The sequence below is a fragment of the Stenotrophomonas acidaminiphila genome (assembly GCF_001431595.1).
GTDB lineage: Bacteria > Pseudomonadota > Gammaproteobacteria > Xanthomonadales > Xanthomonadaceae > Stenotrophomonas > Stenotrophomonas acidaminiphila.
The window spans coordinates 208,977-226,646 of record NZ_LDJO01000026.1; the positions used below are offsets into that span (position 1 = coordinate 208,977).

General features: G+C 70.4%; 17 protein-coding genes. 7 read left to right on the top strand and 10 right to left on the bottom strand.

Annotated features, from left to right (window positions below):
* The first annotated feature begins 15 nt into the window (after positions 1-15).
* The 4 genes from ABB33_RS09260 (at position 16) to ABB33_RS09275 (ending at position 3,324) form a co-directional block, all read left to right on the top strand.
* Complete coding sequence (locus ABB33_RS09260; protein ID WP_056931916.1) at positions 16-1,152, top strand: glycosyltransferase family 4 protein; 1,137 nt, start codon at positions 16-18, stop codon at positions 1,150-1,152.
* Positions 1,133-1,672 carry a phosphatase PAP2 family protein gene (locus ABB33_RS09265; RefSeq protein WP_056931917.1) on the top strand — a complete coding sequence of 180 codons (540 nt, stop codon included), beginning with the start codon at positions 1,133-1,135 and terminating at the stop codon, positions 1,670-1,672. The genes ABB33_RS09260 and ABB33_RS09265 overlap by 20 nt, the downstream gene beginning before the upstream one ends.
* 88 nt (positions 1,673-1,760) lie before the next feature.
* Positions 1,761-2,504 carry a UDP-2,3-diacylglucosamine diphosphatase gene (gene lpxH / locus ABB33_RS09270; RefSeq protein ID WP_054668601.1) on the top strand — a complete coding sequence of 248 codons (744 nt, stop codon included), beginning with the start codon at positions 1,761-1,763 and terminating at the stop codon, positions 2,502-2,504.
* A 70-nt stretch (positions 2,505-2,574) separates the two neighbouring features.
* Positions 2,575-3,324 (top strand): energy transducer TonB, encoded by a 750-nt coding sequence (locus ABB33_RS09275; protein ID WP_161809416.1) that lies wholly within the window; start codon positions 2,575-2,577, stop codon positions 3,322-3,324.
* Between the two features lie 135 nt (positions 3,325-3,459).
* Here ABB33_RS09275 and ABB33_RS09280 read toward each other — a convergent pair whose 3' ends face one another.
* From ABB33_RS09280 to ABB33_RS09315, 8 genes are all read right to left on the bottom strand, one after another.
* Positions 3,460-3,906: a COG3650 family protein gene (locus ABB33_RS09280; RefSeq protein ID WP_152985026.1), complete on the bottom strand. Its 447-nt coding sequence runs from the start codon at positions 3,904-3,906 to the stop codon at positions 3,460-3,462.
* Positions 3,907-4,007: 101 nt separating this feature from the next.
* Positions 4,008-4,820: a ferritin-like domain-containing protein gene (locus ABB33_RS09285; protein WP_056931920.1), complete on the bottom strand. Its 813-nt coding sequence runs from the start codon at positions 4,818-4,820 to the stop codon at positions 4,008-4,010.
* Between the two features lie 33 nt (positions 4,821-4,853).
* Positions 4,854-6,320 carry an amidophosphoribosyltransferase gene (gene purF / locus ABB33_RS09290; RefSeq protein ID WP_054663460.1) on the bottom strand — a complete coding sequence of 489 codons (1,467 nt, stop codon included), beginning with the start codon at positions 6,318-6,320 and terminating at the stop codon, positions 4,854-4,856.
* 31 nt (positions 6,321-6,351) lie between these two features.
* Complete coding sequence (locus ABB33_RS09295) at positions 6,352-7,083, bottom strand: CvpA family protein (protein WP_056931921.1); 732 nt, start codon at positions 7,081-7,083, stop codon at positions 6,352-6,354.
* A 36-nt stretch (positions 7,084-7,119) separates the two neighbouring features.
* Positions 7,120-8,133 (bottom strand): SPOR domain-containing protein, encoded by a 1,014-nt coding sequence (locus ABB33_RS09300; RefSeq protein WP_054663455.1) that lies wholly within the window; start codon positions 8,131-8,133, stop codon positions 7,120-7,122.
* Between the two features lie 96 nt (positions 8,134-8,229).
* The gene (folC, locus tag ABB33_RS09305; RefSeq protein ID WP_056931922.1) at positions 8,230-9,519 is read right to left on the bottom strand and encodes a bifunctional tetrahydrofolate synthase/dihydrofolate synthase; all 1,290 of its coding nucleotides are present in this window, start codon (positions 9,517-9,519) and stop codon (positions 8,230-8,232) included.
* A gap of 95 nt (positions 9,520-9,614) precedes the next feature.
* Positions 9,615-10,388, bottom strand: coding sequence for a TonB family protein (locus ABB33_RS09310; RefSeq protein ID WP_056931923.1), 774 nt, complete (start codon positions 10,386-10,388; stop codon positions 9,615-9,617).
* Positions 10,388-11,032 (bottom strand): histidine phosphatase family protein, encoded by a 645-nt coding sequence (locus ABB33_RS09315; RefSeq protein WP_054663450.1) that lies wholly within the window; start codon positions 11,030-11,032, stop codon positions 10,388-10,390. The genes ABB33_RS09310 and ABB33_RS09315 overlap by 1 nt, the downstream gene beginning before the upstream one ends.
* A 226-nt stretch (positions 11,033-11,258) precedes the next feature.
* Here ABB33_RS09315 and ABB33_RS09320 point away from each other — a divergent pair, with 226 nt between their 5' ends.
* Entirely contained in the window at positions 11,259-12,110 is an 852-nt protein-coding gene (locus tag ABB33_RS09320; RefSeq protein ID WP_056931924.1) for a hypothetical protein, read from the top strand.
* A gap of 266 nt (positions 12,111-12,376) precedes the next feature.
* On the opposite strand, the gene ABB33_RS09325 is transcribed toward ABB33_RS09320, so the two are convergent.
* Positions 12,377-14,542, bottom strand: a complete 2,166-nt coding sequence (locus ABB33_RS09325; RefSeq protein ID WP_056931925.1) for a S46 family peptidase — start codon at positions 14,540-14,542, stop codon at positions 12,377-12,379.
* A 146-nt stretch (positions 14,543-14,688) separates the two neighbouring features.
* Here ABB33_RS09325 and tdh point away from each other — a divergent pair, with 146 nt between their 5' ends.
* Together tdh and ABB33_RS09335 are read left to right on the top strand one after the other, a co-directional pair.
* Positions 14,689-15,711 (top strand): L-threonine 3-dehydrogenase, encoded by a 1,023-nt coding sequence (gene tdh, locus ABB33_RS09330; RefSeq protein ID WP_152985033.1) that lies wholly within the window; start codon positions 14,689-14,691, stop codon positions 15,709-15,711.
* Between the two features lie 156 nt (positions 15,712-15,867).
* Entirely contained in the window at positions 15,868-16,854 is a 987-nt protein-coding gene (locus ABB33_RS09335) for a hypothetical protein (protein WP_056931926.1), read from the top strand.
* A gap of 68 nt (positions 16,855-16,922) precedes the next feature.
* Here ABB33_RS09335 and ABB33_RS09340 read toward each other — a convergent pair whose 3' ends face one another.
* On the bottom strand, positions 16,923-17,618 hold the full coding sequence (locus tag ABB33_RS09340; RefSeq protein ID WP_056931927.1) for a TorF family putative porin: 696 nt from the start codon (positions 17,616-17,618) through the stop codon (positions 16,923-16,925).
* Between the last annotated feature and the right edge of the window lie 52 nt (positions 17,619-17,670).

The window sequence follows — 17,670 nt, forward strand, 5'->3', positions numbered from 1 at the left end:
CAAAAGGGAGGCCGCATGCGCTACGCCATCGTCACCGAGACCTATCCGCCGGAGGTCAACGGCGTCGCCCTCACCGTGCAGGGTCTGGAACGCGGCCTGCGCGCGCGCGGCAACGAGGTGGACGTGGTGCGTCCACACCAGCCGCAGGACCTGGCACAACCGCATGAGCTGCTGGTACGCGGGCTGGCGCTGCCACGTTATCCCGGCCTGCGCTTCGGGCTTCCGGCCCCGCGCCGGCTGGCGCGGCACTGGCGCCTGCAGCGCCCCGATGCGGTCTACATCGCCACCGAGGGTCCATTGGGCTGGTCGGCGCTGCGCACCGCGCGCCGGCTCGGCATCCCGGTCGCCACCGGCCTGCATACCCGCTTCGACACCTATCTGCCCGACTACGGCGCAGCCTGGCTGCAGCCCGTGGCCCTGGGCTGGATGCGCCGCTTCCACAACCAGGGCGATGCCACGCTGGTACCCACCCGCGAGCTGCAGGACTTCCTGGAAGGCAACGGCTTCCACCACCCGCGGCTGCTGGCGCGTGCGGTGGACGCGTCGCAGTTCTCGCCGCGGGAGCGCGACCTGGCGCTGCGCCAGGAATGGGGGCTGGACGCGCGCGGGCTGGCGGTGATCCACGTCGGCCGCATCGCCGCGGAGAAGAACCTCGGGCTGGCGATCCGGGCATTCCGGCGGATCCAGCAGCTGCGCCCGGACGCACGCTTCGTCTGGGTCGGCGACGGGCCATTGCGCGAACGCATCGCGCAGGACAACCCCGACTTCATCTTCTGCGGCATCCAGCGCGGCCAGGCGCTTGCCCGCCACTTCGCCAGCGGCGACGTGTTCCTGTTCCCGAGCCGCAGCGAGACCTTCGGCAACGTGACCCTGGAGGCCATGGCCAGCGGCGTGGCCACGGTCGCCTTCGACTACGGCGCCGCACGCGAACATCTGCAGAGCGGGTACAGCGGCGTGGCCGTGGACAACGACGAGAGCTTCATCAGCGCCGCACTGAACCTGGCCGGCGACCCGGCCCTGCGCGCATCGCTCGGCGGCAACGCCAGCTTGGCGATGCAGCGGCTGCATCCGGACCACGTGGTCGCCGAATTCGAGGCACTGCTGCACGAACTGTCGCAACGGAGACGTGCCCATGCCCTTGCTGCCGCCTGACGGCCTGCTGGCCCGCGAAACCCGCTGGTGCCGGCGCGCCAACCACTACTGCCGCCGGCGCCGCATCCGCACCCTGTTCGCGGTCATCAGCCGCCTCGGCGATGGCGTGTTCTGGTACCTGCTGATGGCCGCGCTGGTACTGGTCGACGGCATGGACGGCCTGCGCGCGTCGGCGCACATGGCCGCCACCGGGGTGGTCGCGCTCACCCTCTACAAGGTCCTCAAGCGCTGGACCCGGCGCCCGCGCCCGTTCGCCGCCGACCTGCGCATCCGCGCCTGGGTGGCGCCGCTGGACGAGTACAGCTTCCCCTCCGGGCATACCCTGCACGCGGTGTCGTTCAGCGTCGTCGCGCTGGCCTACTACCCGTGGCTGGCGCCGGTGCTGCTGCCGTTCACCGCCGGGGTGGCGCTGTCGCGCGTCGTGCTCGGCCTGCACTACCCCAGCGACGTACTGGCCGCCACCGGCATCGCCCTGCTGCTGGGCAGCGCTTCGCTGCAGCTGATGCCGCTGCCGTTCTGAACGGCGGCGCCGTACCCGCACGCAGCGGCGCCCACGGGCCTCCGCGCGGCCATCGGGAGCGTGCCAGCGTTGCCCTACAATGGCGGCCATGACCACGCTGTTCATTTCCGACCTGCACCTGGACCCCAGCCGTCCGGCCATCACCGCACTGTTCCTGGAATTCCTGCGCGGCCAGGCGCGGCAGGCCGAGGCGCTGTACATCCTCGGCGACCTGTTCGAGGCCTGGATCGGCGACGACACCCCATCGACCGCCGCCGATGCGGTCGCCACCGCCTTGCGCGAACTGGCCGATGCCGGGGTGCCGGTGTTCTTCATCCGCGGCAACCGCGACTTCCTGGTCGGCGAGGACTACGCCCGGCGTGCCGGCATGCGCATCCTGCCCGACCCGTGCGTGGTGCCGCTGTACGGCAGGCCGGTGCTGCTGCAGCACGGCGACCTGCTGTGTACCGATGACACCGCCTACCAGGCATTCCGCGCGCAGACCCGCGACCCTGCGTTCATCGCCCAGTTCCTGGCGCAGCCGCTGGAAGCACGCATCGCCTTCGCGCAGAAGGCACGCGCCGCCAGCCAGGCACGCCAGTCGGAGATGAAGCAAGGCGACCGCGCGCAGTTCGAGACCGTCACCGACGTGGCGCCGGACGAAGTCGCCGCCACGTTCCGCCGCTATGGCGTGGACACGATGATCCATGGCCACACCCATCGTCCGGCCGTGCACAGCGTGCAGGTGGACGATGCCACCTGTACCCGCATCGTGCTTGGCGACTGGTACGAGCAGGGCTCGGTGCTGCAGGTGGATGCCAGCGGCTACCGGCTGCAGGCGCTGACCCCGTAGGTCCATGCCAGGGCCGGCGGGCGCCGGAACGCACTACCATCGACGGACCAATCTGATCAGGAGAGTGAGGATGGCACGCGCGGCAGTGTGGGCATGCACGATGATGGCGGCGGTTGCCGCGGCAGGAATGGAAACTGCGCACGCCGGCAATGCCGAACAGCCGGTTCCGTTCAAGACCACCGCGACGGTGTGGCTGGACACGCAGGGCGTTCCGCAGAAGGTTGAAACCCCGGACCGGCTTCCCGCCGCGATCCGCGAAGCCATCGGCGCAAGGGTCAGGGAGTGGCGCTTCGAGCCCGTCATCCTCAATGGCGAAGCAAAGAGCGGCGTCACCCACCTGATGCTCGACGCCTGTGCCGCCGCGGGCGCATCGGGCGAGTTGAATCTGGCGGTGGGCTACGTCTATGGCGGCCCGGTCAACAACCAGGATCCCGCCGGCCTGGTGCCTCCACCCCGCTATCCCGTCGACGCGATCCGCGCGGACGTCCAGGGCACATGGCTGGTGACCTACAAAGTACTGCCCGACGGCACCACCCAATGGGTGTCCGTCGATCCGCAGGGCGACACCCCGCTGAAGCGACTCGGCTATTTCGAACCGACGTTGCGCCAGTGGGTAAACCAGTTGCGCTACACGCCCGAAGAAGTGGATGGCCAGCCGATAAGCACGGTGGTCCGGGTCCCGGTCGACTTCAGTACCCGACCCACGTCCCGGAATGAAGCCGCCCGTACCACCATGGAATGCGTGGCGGCGACGCGGGCCGAGCCATCCAGGCGGACCGTCACCGATACGCGGTTCAAGCTGGTCAGCGGCGGCAGCTGAGCGGGCGCTGCAACGGCGCTGGCGGCTGCTGGCAGCCGGCGCCGTCGCTGCGGGCCCGCGTCATCGTCGAGGTGCCCGCTGACGATGCGGCCGGCTTCGATTCTCCATCGAGCCTGCGTCGTCCCGGCAGCCCGTCTACCGGGGCGACGGCGGCGACGCTGGATCGAACGCGCACCCTTTGGCGGTCGTTTCCCCCAGCCGCCACGACACGCTGAAGGGATAGGTGATGTCGGACATGCCGTCCGAACAGGGCGCGCGGCGCACGTCCAGGCGGAACGGCAGGCCGCCGTCCTCGCCCGCCAGGTGCAGGCCATCGGCATCGATGCCGCGCGTGGCCTGCAGCCGGCGCGGCGCGTCCATCGTTTCCGGCGTGGTGTAGGCCAACGCCTCGCCCTCCACCTTCACGCTCCAGAACGGCTCGACGCCCGCGGCCTGCAGGCTGGCCGGGAACGCTGCCGGGTCCGTGTCTCCCCGCGTGGCGGTCGCTTCGTGCGCGGGCGCACCGGCGTCGGGGACGGCGGGGCTGCAGGCCAGCAACAGGGTCATCGGCAACGCCAGCGACAGGGGGCGGAAGACAGGCATGCGCGGCTCCATGGGGGTACGACAGGGAACCGGCATCGTCGCATGCGCCAGGTAAACGCAATGCGATCCGCGCGGCCGCGGAAGCCGGCCACGCGGTTGCGTCATCCCGCCTGCTCGACCAGGTCCGCGAGCTCGTCGGCGTCGAAACCGGCCAGCAGGCGCGCTTCGAGATTGAACGGCCCGTGCAGGTAACCGCCGGCGTATTCGTGCAGCAGCTGCTTGAACCGCGCGCGCGGTTCCACTCCGGCACGCTCGCAGTACCAGCGGTACCAGCGCGAGCCGGCGGCGACATGCGCCACTTCCTCGCGCAGGATCACTTCCAGCACGTCGGCGGTGGCGTCGTCGCCGAGCGAGCGCAGCCGGGTGATCATCGCTGGGGTCACGTCCAGCCCGCGCGCTTCCAGTACGCGCGGCACCAGCGCCATGCGCGCCAGCCCGTCATGCGCGGTTCTTTCGCACATTTCCCACAGGCCGTTGTGCGCGGGGAAGTCCGCGTAGTCGTGGCCGTGCGCCAACAGCCGCTCGCGCAGCAGCAGGAAGTGGCGCGCCTCGTCGTCGGCGCAGCTCACCCAGTCGGCATGGAAACTGCCCGGCAGGCCGCGGAAGCGGTAGACCGCATCCCATGCCAGGTCGATGGCGTTCAGTTCGATATGGGCGATGGCGTGGATGAAGGCGGCACGGCCTTCCGCGCTGCCAAGGCCACGCCGCGGCAGGTCGCGCGGGTGCACCAGCACCAGGCGCGCGGGGCGGCCGGGCATGCGGATCGGCGCCGGCTCGGGTGCGTGCGCCGGCAGCTTCAGCGTGCCGGCGCGGAACACGCTGGCGCAGTGCCGGGTCAGCGCCACCTTGCGCAGCGGATCGGCCTCGGCCAGGCACAGCTGCGCGGCGTGCAGCAGGTCATCCACCGCCGGCATGCCGCCGGCTTGCGCGGCCCCCGCCTGCATGGCTCAGGCGCGGCGCTTGTTCTTGGCTTCGTCCGAGCGCAGCTGCTGGATGCGCTCGAAGTAACCCGGCTCGATGCCGGTGACGTAGTGGCCGTTGAAGCAGGACGAATCGAACGCCTTCAGCTCCGGATTGCCCTCGCGCACCGCCGCCTCCAGGTCCTCGAGGTCCTGGTAGACCAGCCAGTCGCAGCCCAGGTGCTTCTCGATGTCCTCGACGCTGCGCTCGTGCGCCACCAGTTCCTCGGCGGCCGGCATGTCGATGCCGTAGATGTTGGGGTGGCGCACCGGCGGCGCGGCGCTGGCCAGGTACACCTTGCGCGCGCCGGCGTCGCGCGCCATCTGCACGATCTGCTGGCTGGTGGTGCCGCGCACGATAGAGTCGTCCACCAGCAGCACCACGCGGTTGCGGAACTCCAGGTGGATCGGGTTGAGCTTGCGGCGCACCGACTTCACCCGCTCGCCCTGCCCCGGCATGATGAAGGTGCGGCCGACGTAGCGGTTCTTGACGAAGCCTTCGCGGTACTTCACGCCGAGCACGTTGGAAATTTCCAGCGCCGCGTCGCGCGAGGTGTCCGGGATCGGGATGATGGTGTCGATGTCGTGGTCGGGCCGCAGGCGCAGGATCTTCTCGCCCAGCTTCTGGCCCATGCGCATGCGCGCCTTGTGCACCGAGACGTTGTCGATCATCGAATCCGGGCGTGCGAAGTACACGTATTCGAAGATGCAGGGCGTCTGCTGGGTGGTGGTGGCGCAGACCTCGGCGAACAGTTCGCCGCGCTCGGTGATGACCACCGCCTCGCCCGGGGCGACATCGCGCACGCGCTCGAACCCGAGCACGTCCAGCGCCACCGATTCGGAGGCCACGATGTACTCCTCGCCTTCGGCATGGCTGCGCTTGCCCAGCACCAGCGGGCGGATGCCGTGCGGGTCGCGGAAGGCCACCAGGCCCAGGCCCAGCACCACGCTGACCACCGCATAGCCGCCCTTGCAGCGGCGGTGCACGCCGGCCACGGCGCGGATCGCCGCCTCCGGGGTGAGCATGCGCTGCGCGTCCAGTTCGTAGGCGAACACGTTCAGCAGCACTTCGCTGTCCGAGTCGGTGTTGATGTTGCGGCGGTCGGCCTCGAACACCTGCTGGCGCAGCGCCTCGGTGTTGATCAGGTTGCCGTTGTGCGCCAGGGCGATGCCGTACGGCGAGTTGACGTAGAACGGCTGCGCCTCGTCGGTGCCTTCCGAGCCGGCGGTCGGGTAGCGCACGTGGGCGATGCCGATGCGGCCCCGCAGCAGTGCCATGCGCCGCTCGTCGAACACGTCGCGCACCAGCCCGTTGCCCTTTTCCACCCGCAACCGGGTGCCGTGCGCGGTGGCGATGCCGGCGGCATCCTGGCCGCGGTGCTGGAGGACGGTCAGGCCGTCATAGAGCTGCCCGGCGACGTTCTGGTTGCCGACGATTCCGACGATGCCACACATGTTGCGCGATCTCCGCTGGGCCGTGGCCCGGTTAACGTGAAGGGGGCCGTGCCTGGCCCGATGGCCCGGTCCGCGCCGGACCGGGGTGATCCGGGCGCACCTGCGCCGGATCGATATTGGAAGGCCACGCCTTCGCCGGGTCCTGGCGGCTGCCTCCGGTCGCGGCCGGCCGGGCGTCTTCCGCCCGTTCCGGCATCGCTTGCGGCAGTCCGCTGCCCGCTTCATGTTCGCTGAGTCCGGCATTATCGCCTGCCAGCACCGCCTTGCCCAAGTCCAGCAGCGGGTGCTCCGGCACGGCCGGCAGTTGCGGCAGCCGCGCGCGCAGCCAGTCGGCCGGCGGGCGCAGCCACGACGCCACCTGAGAACGCCGCCACGGCTCACCGTCGGCCACCGGAGTGAAGCCCAGCACCAGCACTGCCAGCACCGCCAGCAGCACGCCGCGCACGATGCCCAGGCCGAAACCGAACAGGCGGTCCGGTCCCTTCAGCAGCACCGTGGAATCGACCACCCCGCGCAGCAGCAGGCCGATGGCCGAAACGACCAGCAGTACGCCGAAGAAGGCAATGGCGTGGCCGGCGGCATATTGGCCCAGGGTCGGCGTCGCACCGCCACTGAGCATCACGCTGGCGTCATGGCCGAAGCGGAACGCGGCCCAGCCGGCCAGCAGCCAGCCGAGCACGCCGAACACGGTGGCCAGCAGGCCGCGCATCAGCCCGAACAGGGCCGATACCACGATCACCCCCAGCAGCAGCAGGTCGATCACCGGTTGGACCGCCCGCGCATCAGGCTGCTTGCCGCATCAGGGGTGCGGCCGGACCATGCCGGCGATGCCGACCTTGGCCGCGACCTGTGCCTTGAGCTGCTCGGCCTCGGCGCGATTGGCCACCGGGCCGACACGGACGCGGTTGAGCACGCCGTTGTCGGTGCGCACCTGTTCGACGAAGGCGCTGAAGCCGGCCGCACGCACCTTGTCGCGCAGCGCATTGGCGTCGGCCGGCTTGCCGAACGCCCCCAGCTGCACGGCGAAGCCGACGCTGCTGGCCGCCGGCGCGGGGGCGACCGCGGCCGGTGCAGGCTTGGACGCGGCAGGCTTGGCGGGCTCCGGCTTCTGTGCGGCCGGCTTGGACGCGTCGCGGACGTCCTGGCGGGCCGCAGCCACAGGCCGGGCGGGCTCGGCGGGCAGTGCTTCGGTGCGCACCGCCGGGGCGGCCGCGGCCGCAGCCGGGGGCGTAGCCGGGGTGGCCGGGGCGGCGGCCTGCGCCGCGGGCTCCTTGTCGGCGTCGAGCACCACCACCTGCGCGTTCACGTCGCCGCGGACCTTGCCGGCCTCCAGCCGGACCAGCTCGGCCTGCGCGCGGTCGGCATACGGACCGATGCGCACGCGCCAGGCCGGACGCCCGTTGATGGTGTCCTGCTGGCGGAAGCCCGGCAGGTTGGATTTCTTCAGGTGGGTGATCACCGCATCGGCATCGGCTTCGGTGGCGTAGGCGCCGAAGTTCACCGCGTAGTTGCCGGCCGCCGCGCTCGGCGGCAGCGCACCGCTGCCGGCATCCGCCGCCGGCGAGGCGGCGTCGGCCACGGGCTGCACGGCCGGCATGCCGGTGGCGCTGCCGGAGGCCGGCGCGCTGGGCGCGACCAGCGGCAGTTCGCGGGTTTCGAACTGGCCGTCGGCAGGCGCGTCGGGCGCGCGCAGCGGGACGTCCTGCACGCCACTGTCCGGCGCCGGGCCTTTGACCAGCATGGGCAGGAAGATCACGGCCAGGGCCACCAGCACGATGGCGCCAATCAATCGCTGTTTCAGGGGAGTATCCACGGCAAGGCGTCTGGGCGGCAGGGCGGAATGTCCGGCGATTATATGCGCGGCCGCCGCCGGCCACGGCCGCGCCAGCTGAACGGTGCTCGGCGCAGGTCAGCGCGCGGGCGCTGCTGCCGGATCCTGCAGCAGCGGCAATGCCTCGGCCACCGTGTGGAACGAGCCGAACACCAGCACCCGGTCGCCGCGGCGTGCCTGCTCCAGTGCCGCGGCCAGCGCCTGGCCGACGTCCGCGCAGGTCACGGCGCCGGCAGCGGCGGTACCGGCCAGCCGCTCGCGCAGCTGCCCGGCGTTCTGGCCGCGCGCGCCGTCGAGCCCGGCCAGGTACCAGCGGTCGATGCGCGCCTGCAGGGCCGCGACCACGCCGGCCGCGTCCTTGTCGGCCAGGGCCGCATACACCGCCAGCGTACGTCCGCTGGCCGGACGTGCCTGCAGCGCGGCGCCGAGGGCGGCGGCGGCCTGCGGGTTGTGGCCGACATCGACCAGCACTTCCACGCCGTCGCGATCGAACCGCTGCAGGCGCCCGGCGACCTGCGCCGCGGCCACGCCGCGCGCCCAGGCCGTACGCGGCAGCGGACGGTCCAGCGCGCGCAGCGCGGCGATGGCGGCGGCCGCGTTCGCCCGCTGCACCGGCGCCCACAGCGCCGGCTGCGGCAACTCGATGCGGAAGGAGACGTCACGCCAGCGCCAGGTCTCGGCGTCGATCGGCTCGGCGAAGAAATCGCTGCCGAAGCGGATCGCGTTGGCGCCCAGCACGTAGGCGCGGCGCAGCACGCTGGACGGCGGGTCGATCTCGCCCAGGATCAGCGGTTTCCAGCCGCGGATGATGCCTGCCTTCTCGGTGCCGATGGCCTCGCGGTCGCTGCCCAGCCAATCGGCATGGTCGATGTCCACGGTGGTGATCACCGCCACGTCGGCATCGACGATGTTGACCGCGTCCAGGCGCCCGCCCAGCCCCACTTCCAGCACCGCCAGGTCCAGGCCGGCGCGCGCGAACGCCCACAACGCACACAGCGTGCCGTATTCGAAGTAGGTCAGCGCGGTGTCGCCACGCGCATCCTCCACGGCGTTGAAGCCCGCCACCAGGGTGGCGTCGTCGACGTCGGTGCCGTCGATGCGCACGCGCTCGTTGTAGGCCAGCAGGTGCGGCGAGGTATAGGCGCCCACCGCCCAGCCGGCGGCACGGGCGATGGCCTCGATGAAGGCCACCGTCGAGCCCTTGCCGTTGGTGCCGCCGACCACGATGCAGCGCTGCGCCGGACGCTCCAGGCCCATGCGCGCGGCCACCTCGCGCACCCGCTCCAGGCCCATGGCGATGGGCTGCGGGTGCTGTCGGTCGATATGGGCGAGCCACTGTTCGAGCGTGGCGGGACGTGCGGAGGACATGCGGGATTCTCGGTGGCACGCGCCGGCGCACGGCGCGGCGGCGCGGATGGGGCGCACATGATACAGCCGTGCCGCCCCGCGCCCGGACGCCGCGCCTAGGGCGTGGCCACTGCGACCACCTGTGGTCGCTGCCTGCCACGGCTGGCGCGCAGCGTGGCCAGCGACTGGCGGCAGGCATCCAGGTCGTTGCCACACAGCACGCTGGTGACCACGAACCGGTGGCGGCCATCGCTGACCCGCCGGTTGCGCACCATCATCGGGCCCTCGAGCTGGAACAGGCTCAGGCCTTCTTCGTCGTGCAGCCAGAAATCCGCCTGCGCGCCATAGCGGCGGAACAGCGCCAGCGGACCGATCGTGGCGACCGCCTCGGGAATCGACAGGAAGCCGATCGGGTACGGATCGGGGATGTAGCCCGGCAGCGTGCCGTCGGCATCCAGCACCGGCATCGGCACGTGTCCGCTGCGGCGCTCGTCGAAGAACGGGTCGCGCAGGCGCTGGCCGGCCTGCGCCGGGATCTCCTCGGGCAGCGGTTCGAACGCGAACGGCAGGCGGTAGCGCGGCTGGCCCCGGTATTCCGGCGGCACGGTCCAGGCACGGGCCGCCGCCAGCGCCGCCGCGTCCAGTACCGCCACGCCGGAGCCCTGCTCGACCCGTGCGGCCTCTACCCGTCCGCAGGCATCGGTGTCGATGATCACGTTGATCACATAGCCGAGCAGGCGCCAAAGTTCCGCCGGCGGGTAGTGCGGCGCGCGGTTGGCCGCCGCTGAAAACGGCGGGCAGCCCCCGGCGGGCTGCGCCAGTGCCGGCAACGACCACAGCGCCAGCAGGGCCGCAGGCAGCCAGCGCGGCGGTAGCCGCAGGCGCGCCATTACAACGCCCGGTGCTTGGCCTCGCCGAAGAACGGGGTGTGGTGCGCGCAATCGTTCAGGCGCACCACTTCCAGGTGCTCCACGTCCGGCCCTTCGAGCAGGTTCAGCGTGGTCGGCGCCTGGCGGAAGGTCCACAGCTTGCCGATCGGCAGGCCCAGCACCTTGCACAGGATCACGCGGTTGACCGCGTCGTGCGCGACCACCAGCAGGGTGTCGTCCGCGCCCAGACCCTCGGCCGCGCGCGCCAGCCCACGCCAGCTGCGGTCCAGCACCTGGCGCAGCGATTCGCCGCCGGGCATCAGCACCGTATCGGGTTCCTCGCGCCAGGCGCGCAGGCGCGCGGGATCCTTGTCGTTGATCTCGCTGGCCAGCAGGCCTTCCCATTCGCCGTGGGCGATTTCCTGCAGGTCCGCATCGGTCTGCAGCATCGAGGCGCGGGCACTGCCCAGCGCGGCACGCGCGGTGCTCTGCGCGCGCGAAAGCGGCGACGCCACCGCGCGGGCGATCTCGATCGACTGCAGGCGCTCGCCCAGTGCCCTGGCCTGTGCTTCGCCTACCGGCGACAGCGGGATGTCGATCTGGCCCTGGTAGCGGCCTTCGGCGTTCCACGGCGTTTCGCCGTGGCGGGCAAGCAGGATGCGCATGCAGTTGGGAGTCCGTGGCGAGGGGCAGGCATCATAGCCTGTCGCCGCCGTGCCGCAGGCGTCGGTTGCCCGCGTTACGAATCCCCGGCGAGCGCACGGCCGCGGCCCGGGCAGACGCCGGCCGGCACGTTGCCGGCCGGCGACAGGCGTTACCATGACGGCCCCGATCCGCTGCACGGTGTGACTCCCACATGAGGGCCAGCAGCTCCAACGCCCGCAAGGTGGCATGAGCAGCGCTTCGCTTTCCCCGCCGTCCGCTCCCCCGCGCTGGACCGAACGCCTGCAACCGTGGGCGGCCGCTTTGGTCAGCGCGCTGCTGCACCTGCTGGTGCTGCTGCTCCTGCTGCATTCCGCGCCACCGGTGGTGACCACGCCGCAGGGTACCGCCGGCGGCGGCCGGGTCAAGGTGGATTTCGTCGGCGAGGCGCCGCCCTCCCCGACCCCTGCCCGCCAGCCGCCGGGACCGAAGCAGGAGGACGCGCACAAGAAGCCCGCCAGGCCCACCGCCCGCCGCCAGGCCGACGCCCGCAAGCCGGTGCCGGAAGCCCGCTACATCGAACCCCCGGCCGAACCGGAACAACGCCAGGCCCGCAGCGAGGAGCCGCCCGCCCCCGAGCCGACGCAGGCCGCGGCCACCCAGCCGCCGGAAAGCGTGCAGCGCCGGCCGCAGACCTGGACCGGGCGCCCGCCGGGCTGGCAGCCGCGCGACACCGCCCCCGACGACGGACGCAGTTCCGGGCCGGTCAACCGCAACGGCTACCGCAACGACATGGCCGCCGGCGAGCCGGCCATGGAAGTGGGCGGTTACCAGATCGTCTACGACCTGCTGGGCGAAGCCCGGCTGCGCAGCTGGATGGAGCAGGGCGTGAAGGAGCTGTCCATTCCGCTGCCCGGGACTACCTACCTGATGGTCTGCCCGGCCGAAGTCGCGCTCAGGCGCGGCTCCAGCAAGTGCCGCCTGCTGCCTCCCGACGCGCCCGAACTGCAGTCCATCGGCGATGCGCGCCAGGTTGTCACGGTGATGTACGTGTACCGGCGCGGCGAACTGGTCTGGCGCGGGCCGGGTCCGTACCGCTGAGACAACCGCGTCCCGGCGCCACTGCACCGCACCCTGCCTGCGCAGCGAGCGCCGTGCACGCGCGGGGACCACCGCGGCGGCCGGAGCGTCCGGGTGGGTCGGCCGCAGCGCGCGGTGCGGATCATGCGCACGGCCGCGGCCGGCGCCACCGGCAACAACCCTGCGCTCCCCCGGCATCGCCGCATGGGCGCGCCGCCAGCCGCGGGGACCATGAAAAAACCCCGGACGGTTTCCCGTCCGGGGCTTTCAGCGAAACCGGGCGCGGCTTACTTCGAGGCCGCTTCCAGTTCCTTCAGCAGCTGCGGTGCCGGCGCCACTTCCTGCATGATCCAGCGCATGTAGCGCTGGTCCACCGAGATCATGCGGGTCATCACCGGGTCGAACACCCAGTTGCTGGCCACCGATTCCCAGATGCCATCGAACGCCAGGCCGACCAGGCGGCCATGCGCGTCCAGCACCGGCGAGCCGGAGTTGCCGCCGGTGATGTCCAGGTCGGACAGGAAGTCCACCGGCACGCTGCCCAGGCGCTTGTCTTCCAGGCCGCCGTAGCGCTTGGCCTTGACCGCATCGAGCAGCGCCTTCGGCGAATCGAACGGATCGACGCCGGTTTCCTTGGCGGCGACGCCTTCGATGGTGGTGAACGGCTGCTGCACCTTGCCGTCCAGGCCGGTGTAGCCCTTCACGTTGCCGAAGGTGATGCGCAGGGACAGGTTGGCATCCGGATAGACGAACTCGCCCTTGCTCTTCTTGTAGTCGGCGATGGCCTGCAGGAACAGCGGACGCGCCACCAGTTCCTCGCCGCGCTTGACCTTGTTCTGGTGCTCGATCTGCAGCAGCGCCGGCATCACCGCCACCGCGTACTGGATGGCCGGGTCGGTGCTGGCCTCGAACGCGGCCTTGTCGGCGCTGAACCACTTCATGCGCTCGGCCAGGTCGCCCAGGCGCGAGCCGTCCAGCCGCGCCAGCGCGGCGTCCACGGCCGCCGCGTCGGTGCCGCCCAGCCAGCGGTCGAAGGCCGGCACGCGCTGGCCGGCGGGCAGGGCCACGTAGCGCTGCAGCCAGTACTGCTGGAACTGCCGGTCCATGGCCGGCACGTAGCGGCGGTCCATCTGCTTCAGGCCGCCCTCGATGGCCGGCAGGTCGCGTTCCTGGTAACCGTCCTCGCGCTGCGCATCGGGCTTGGCCTTCTCGATCGCCAGGCGGTACAGGCGCACCGCGGTGCCCAGGGTGCCGGTGCGGTTGAACATGCCCAGGGTGATGTCACGCTGCTGGGTGCTGCGCGCCTGGGTGCCGAGCGCCTGCAGCTGCGCGTAGGCATCGAGCGCCGGCTTGCCGGCGGCACCCTGCCCGCGCAGCCATTCCAGCACCGCGGCTTCTTCCTTCTGCTTGTGCGCCAGCACGTTGTTGCGCTTGAAGCCGTCCAGCTGGCCGTCGTAGTTCTTGCTGGTGTTGTTCCAGCCGGCCATGCTGGCGGCGTACTTCACCGCGATGTCCTTGTTGTCCTTGCTGGCGGCCTCGACCAGCGCGATCTGGTCCTTGTAGGCCTTGGCAATGGTCGGGTAGGTCCAGTTGGCGGTGTTCTCGAACTCGCTGACCAGCGCGTAGCGGTCGGTACGGCCCGGGTAGCCGGCCACCATCACGAAATCGCCCTCGCCCAGCGGCTGCTCGGCCAGCTTGAGCCAGTGCTTGGGCTGGTACGGCACGTTGTCGGCCGAGAACGCGGCCGGCTTGCCGTCCTTGCCCACATAGGCGCGGTAGAACGAGAAATCGCCGGTGTGGCGCGGCCACATCCAGTTGTCGACGTCGCCGCCGAACTTGCCGACGCTGCCCGGGGGCGCGTACGCCAGGCGCACGTCCTTGATCTCCAGGTTCTTGAACAGCCGGTAGGTGTTGCCGCCGGAGAAGCTGTACAGCGTGCAGCTGTAGCTGTCGTCGGCCTCGCAGTCGGCCACCAGCTTCTTCTCCAGCGCCTCCAGCGCCTCGGTGCGCTTGAGCGGGTCGTTGCCGGCGCCGGCGATGACGGCCCTGGCCTGGGCGGTGACGTCGGTGATGTCGTCCAGCACGTAGATGCGCGCGTTGGGGCCGGCACTCAGCTCATCCTTGAAGGCAGCCGCGCTGAAGCCGTCCTTGATCAGGTTCTTCTCGGCGGTGGAGTTGAGCTGGATGGCGCCGTAGGCGCAGTGGTGGTTGGTCGCCACCAGGCCCTGCGGCGAGACGAAGCTGGCGGTGCAGCCGCCCAGCGCCACCACCGCACCCATCGGGTCGCCGGTCAGGTTGCTCAGCTGCAGCGGGTCCAGCTTCAACCCGGCCTTCATCAGTGGCCCGGCGATCTGCGGCAGCTGCTGCGGCACCCACATGCCTTCGGCGGCGCTGGCCGCCTGCACCAGGCCGAGCCCGGCCACCACGGAAAAAGCGAGAAGATTCAGACGCATGAAGCGGACCCCGAAGATTGGAAACCCCGATTGTAGCGGGTGAAACCGTCGCCGTAGCGCCGCTTCCCGGTACGGGGGGCCACACCCGCACGCATATAATCGGCACTCTTTCCCACTGCGGTTTCCCGGCAATGACACAGAACACGATGCGCGCGCTGGTCAAGCGCGAGGCCACCAAGGGCATCTGGATGGAAGAGGTGCCGGTGCCGGTGCCCGGCCCCAACGAAGTGCTGATCAAGCTCGAGAAGACCGCCATCTGCGGTACCGACCTGCACATCTACCTGTGGGACGAGTGGAGCCAGCGCACCATCAAGCCGGGCCTGACCATCGGCCACGAGTTCGTCGGCCGCATCGCCTCGATCGGCCCCGGCGTGACCGGCTACGAAATCGGCCAGCGCGTGTCGGCCGAAGGCCACATCGTCTGCGGCCACTGCCGCAACTGCCGCGGCGGGCGCCCGCACCTGTGCCCCAATACCGTGGGCATCGGGGTCAACGTCAATGGCGCATTCGCCGAGTACATGGTGATGCCGGCCAGCAACCTGTGGCCGATCCCGGACCAGATCCCGTCCGAACTGGCCGCGTTCTTCGACCCCTACGGCAACGCCGCCCACTGCGCGCTGGAGTTCGACGTGATCGGCGAGGACGTGCTGATCACCGGCGCCGGCCCGATCGGCATCATCGCCGCCGGCATCTGCAAGCACATCGGCGCGCGCAACGTGGTGGTCACCGACGTCAACGACTTCCGCCTGAAACTGGCCGCCGACATGGGCGCCACCCGCGTGGTCAACGTCGCCAACCAGTCGCTGAAGGACGTGATGGCCGACCTGCACATGGAAGGCTTCGACGTGGGCCTGGAGATGAGCGGCAACCCGCGCGCGTTCAACGACATGCTCGACTGCATGTACCACGGCGGCAAGATCGCCATGCTCGGCATCATGCCCAAGGGCGCCGGCTGCGACTGGGACAAGATCATCTTCAAGGGCCTGACCGTGCAGGGCATCTACGGCCGCAAGATGTACGAGACCTGGTACAAGATGACGCAGCTGGTGCTGTCCGGCTTCCCGCTGGGCAAGGTGCTCACCCACCAGCTGCCGGTGGAGCGTTTCCAGGAAGGCTTCGAGCTGATGGAACAGGGCAAGGCCGGCAAGGTCGTGCTGAGCTGGAACTGAGGCCCGGCTGCCGGGCCCGCCCGGTGTCCGCATGGGAAAGGCGCCGCAAGGCGCCTTTTTCATGCGGCGACAGGCGATGCGCCGGAGCAGAAACGTCGTGAACTTCGGCGCCAGGGTGCGGTCACACGACCGTTCCCGCACATGGAGCTATCGCATATGGACACGCTGTTCCTGTTGGCCGCCCTGCTCGTTTCTCCGGCACCGGATGCTTCCGGCGCGTGCCCGCCGGTTCCCTCGCTCCCTTCCCTCGTCTGCGAGGCCACTCCGCACGGCTGGTTTTACGCGGACTCCGCACAGGCGGCCAGGGAGGCCGCCGACGAGGGCGCCGCCACGGCCGCCGCCTTCCAGCGTTACCTGGGGCGCGCTGCTCCCGCCGGCGCCACCGTACTGAGCGCGCGCTTCCCGATGGAGCGGCAGGAGGTCTTCGCTTCGCAACATGCATTGCCCTACCTGCGTGTCTGGATTCCGGCCGAAGCCAAGGCGGCGATGATCGAAGAAAGCCTGCGCAGGAGCATGCCCCATCTGTCCGACGAACAGGTCGGCGCGATCGTGCAGCGTGCCCGCCAGAGCAGCGGCGACATTCTGCGCCATGAACTGGGTCACTCCGTGTACCGGGCCGTGTTCTGGCCACGGCACAGTCCGGACGACGGCCACTATGCGACGCCCGCGCCCGACTGGCTGGACGAAGCCAGCGCCATCCTGATGGAGCCCGAAACAATGCTGGCCGGCCGTCGTGCCCAGTTCCGCCAGTGGCTGCACGAAACGCCGGAGCAGGTCAGCCCGCCCAGTGTGTTCCTATCCCGCCCGCATCCTTTCGCCACCGCGGAACAACGTGCCCGGCTTGCCGCACGGAGCGGAGGCCAGGCCGCCAACGGCACCGTGGCGGCGGTTGTCTCCGGCGATGGCGCCAAGGCCCAGGCGGGCTTCTATCTGCAGAGCCTGGCGATGGCCGATTTCCTCATCGAATGCAGCGGCCGACAGGACCTGCTGGGTGAGATCAGCCAGGCCCTGGCCGACGGGATGGGTTTCGATGCCTGGCTTACGGCAAATGGTCTGCGCCACCAGTTGGGTGCCAACGTCAAGGAACTGGACAGGAACTGGTCGGCCTGGGTGAACGCACAGCGTGAAGCACCGGCGCAATGAGACGCAGCATCCCGAAATGATGAAGGCGCCCTGCGGCGCCTTCATCATTCCGGCATCGTGAGCGGCACTCAGCGCGCGATCTTGACCGCCAGCACCACGCGGTTGTCGGCCAGCTTGCCGAAGTTGTCGCGGCCCTTGCCGTCGGTGCCGTAGTAGCCCAGCGAGACGTTGGCGATGCCGAAGCTGCGGCCCACGCCCACGCTCCAGTCGGTGTAGTCCTGGGCCACGTCGCTGTCGTTGAACACGCTGCGGCCGACGTTGGCGTTGAAGCTGAAGTCGTTCGGCAGGGCCCACTCGCCGCCGACGCCGTAGTACCAGCCGGTGGTGCTGCTGCCCCACACGTCGTTGGTGTAGCTGACGTTGACCTTCCAGTGTTCGGCGATGGTGGTGGTGGTGACCAGCTCGTTGTAGGCCATCTCGCTGGCACCCGGGTAGGTGTAGCGGTTGAGCATCAGGTCGACGTTGACCGCTTCGTTGACGTCGAAGCCGTAGCCGACGAAATAGTCCACCTCGACGTCGGGGCTGCCTTCGCCGAAGTCCACGCCCGAGGCGAAGCTGCCGACATACAGGCCGCTTGCCGTGGTCCAGGTGACGGTGCCCTGCACCGTCGGCTTCTCGTCGGTCTGCGAGGCGCCGCGGAACAGATAGTCGGAAACCGCGCCGACTTCCCAGCTCAGGGGCGCCGCGTCTTCGGCGCAGGCAGCGAAGGGAATGGACAGCAGGGCAGCACAGGCAACGGCTGCAAGGCGCTTGCAGGGAATCATGCAGGTCTCCGGGAGGTGGGGGTGGGCGCCGCCGCGGCGCGCGGTTCACGAA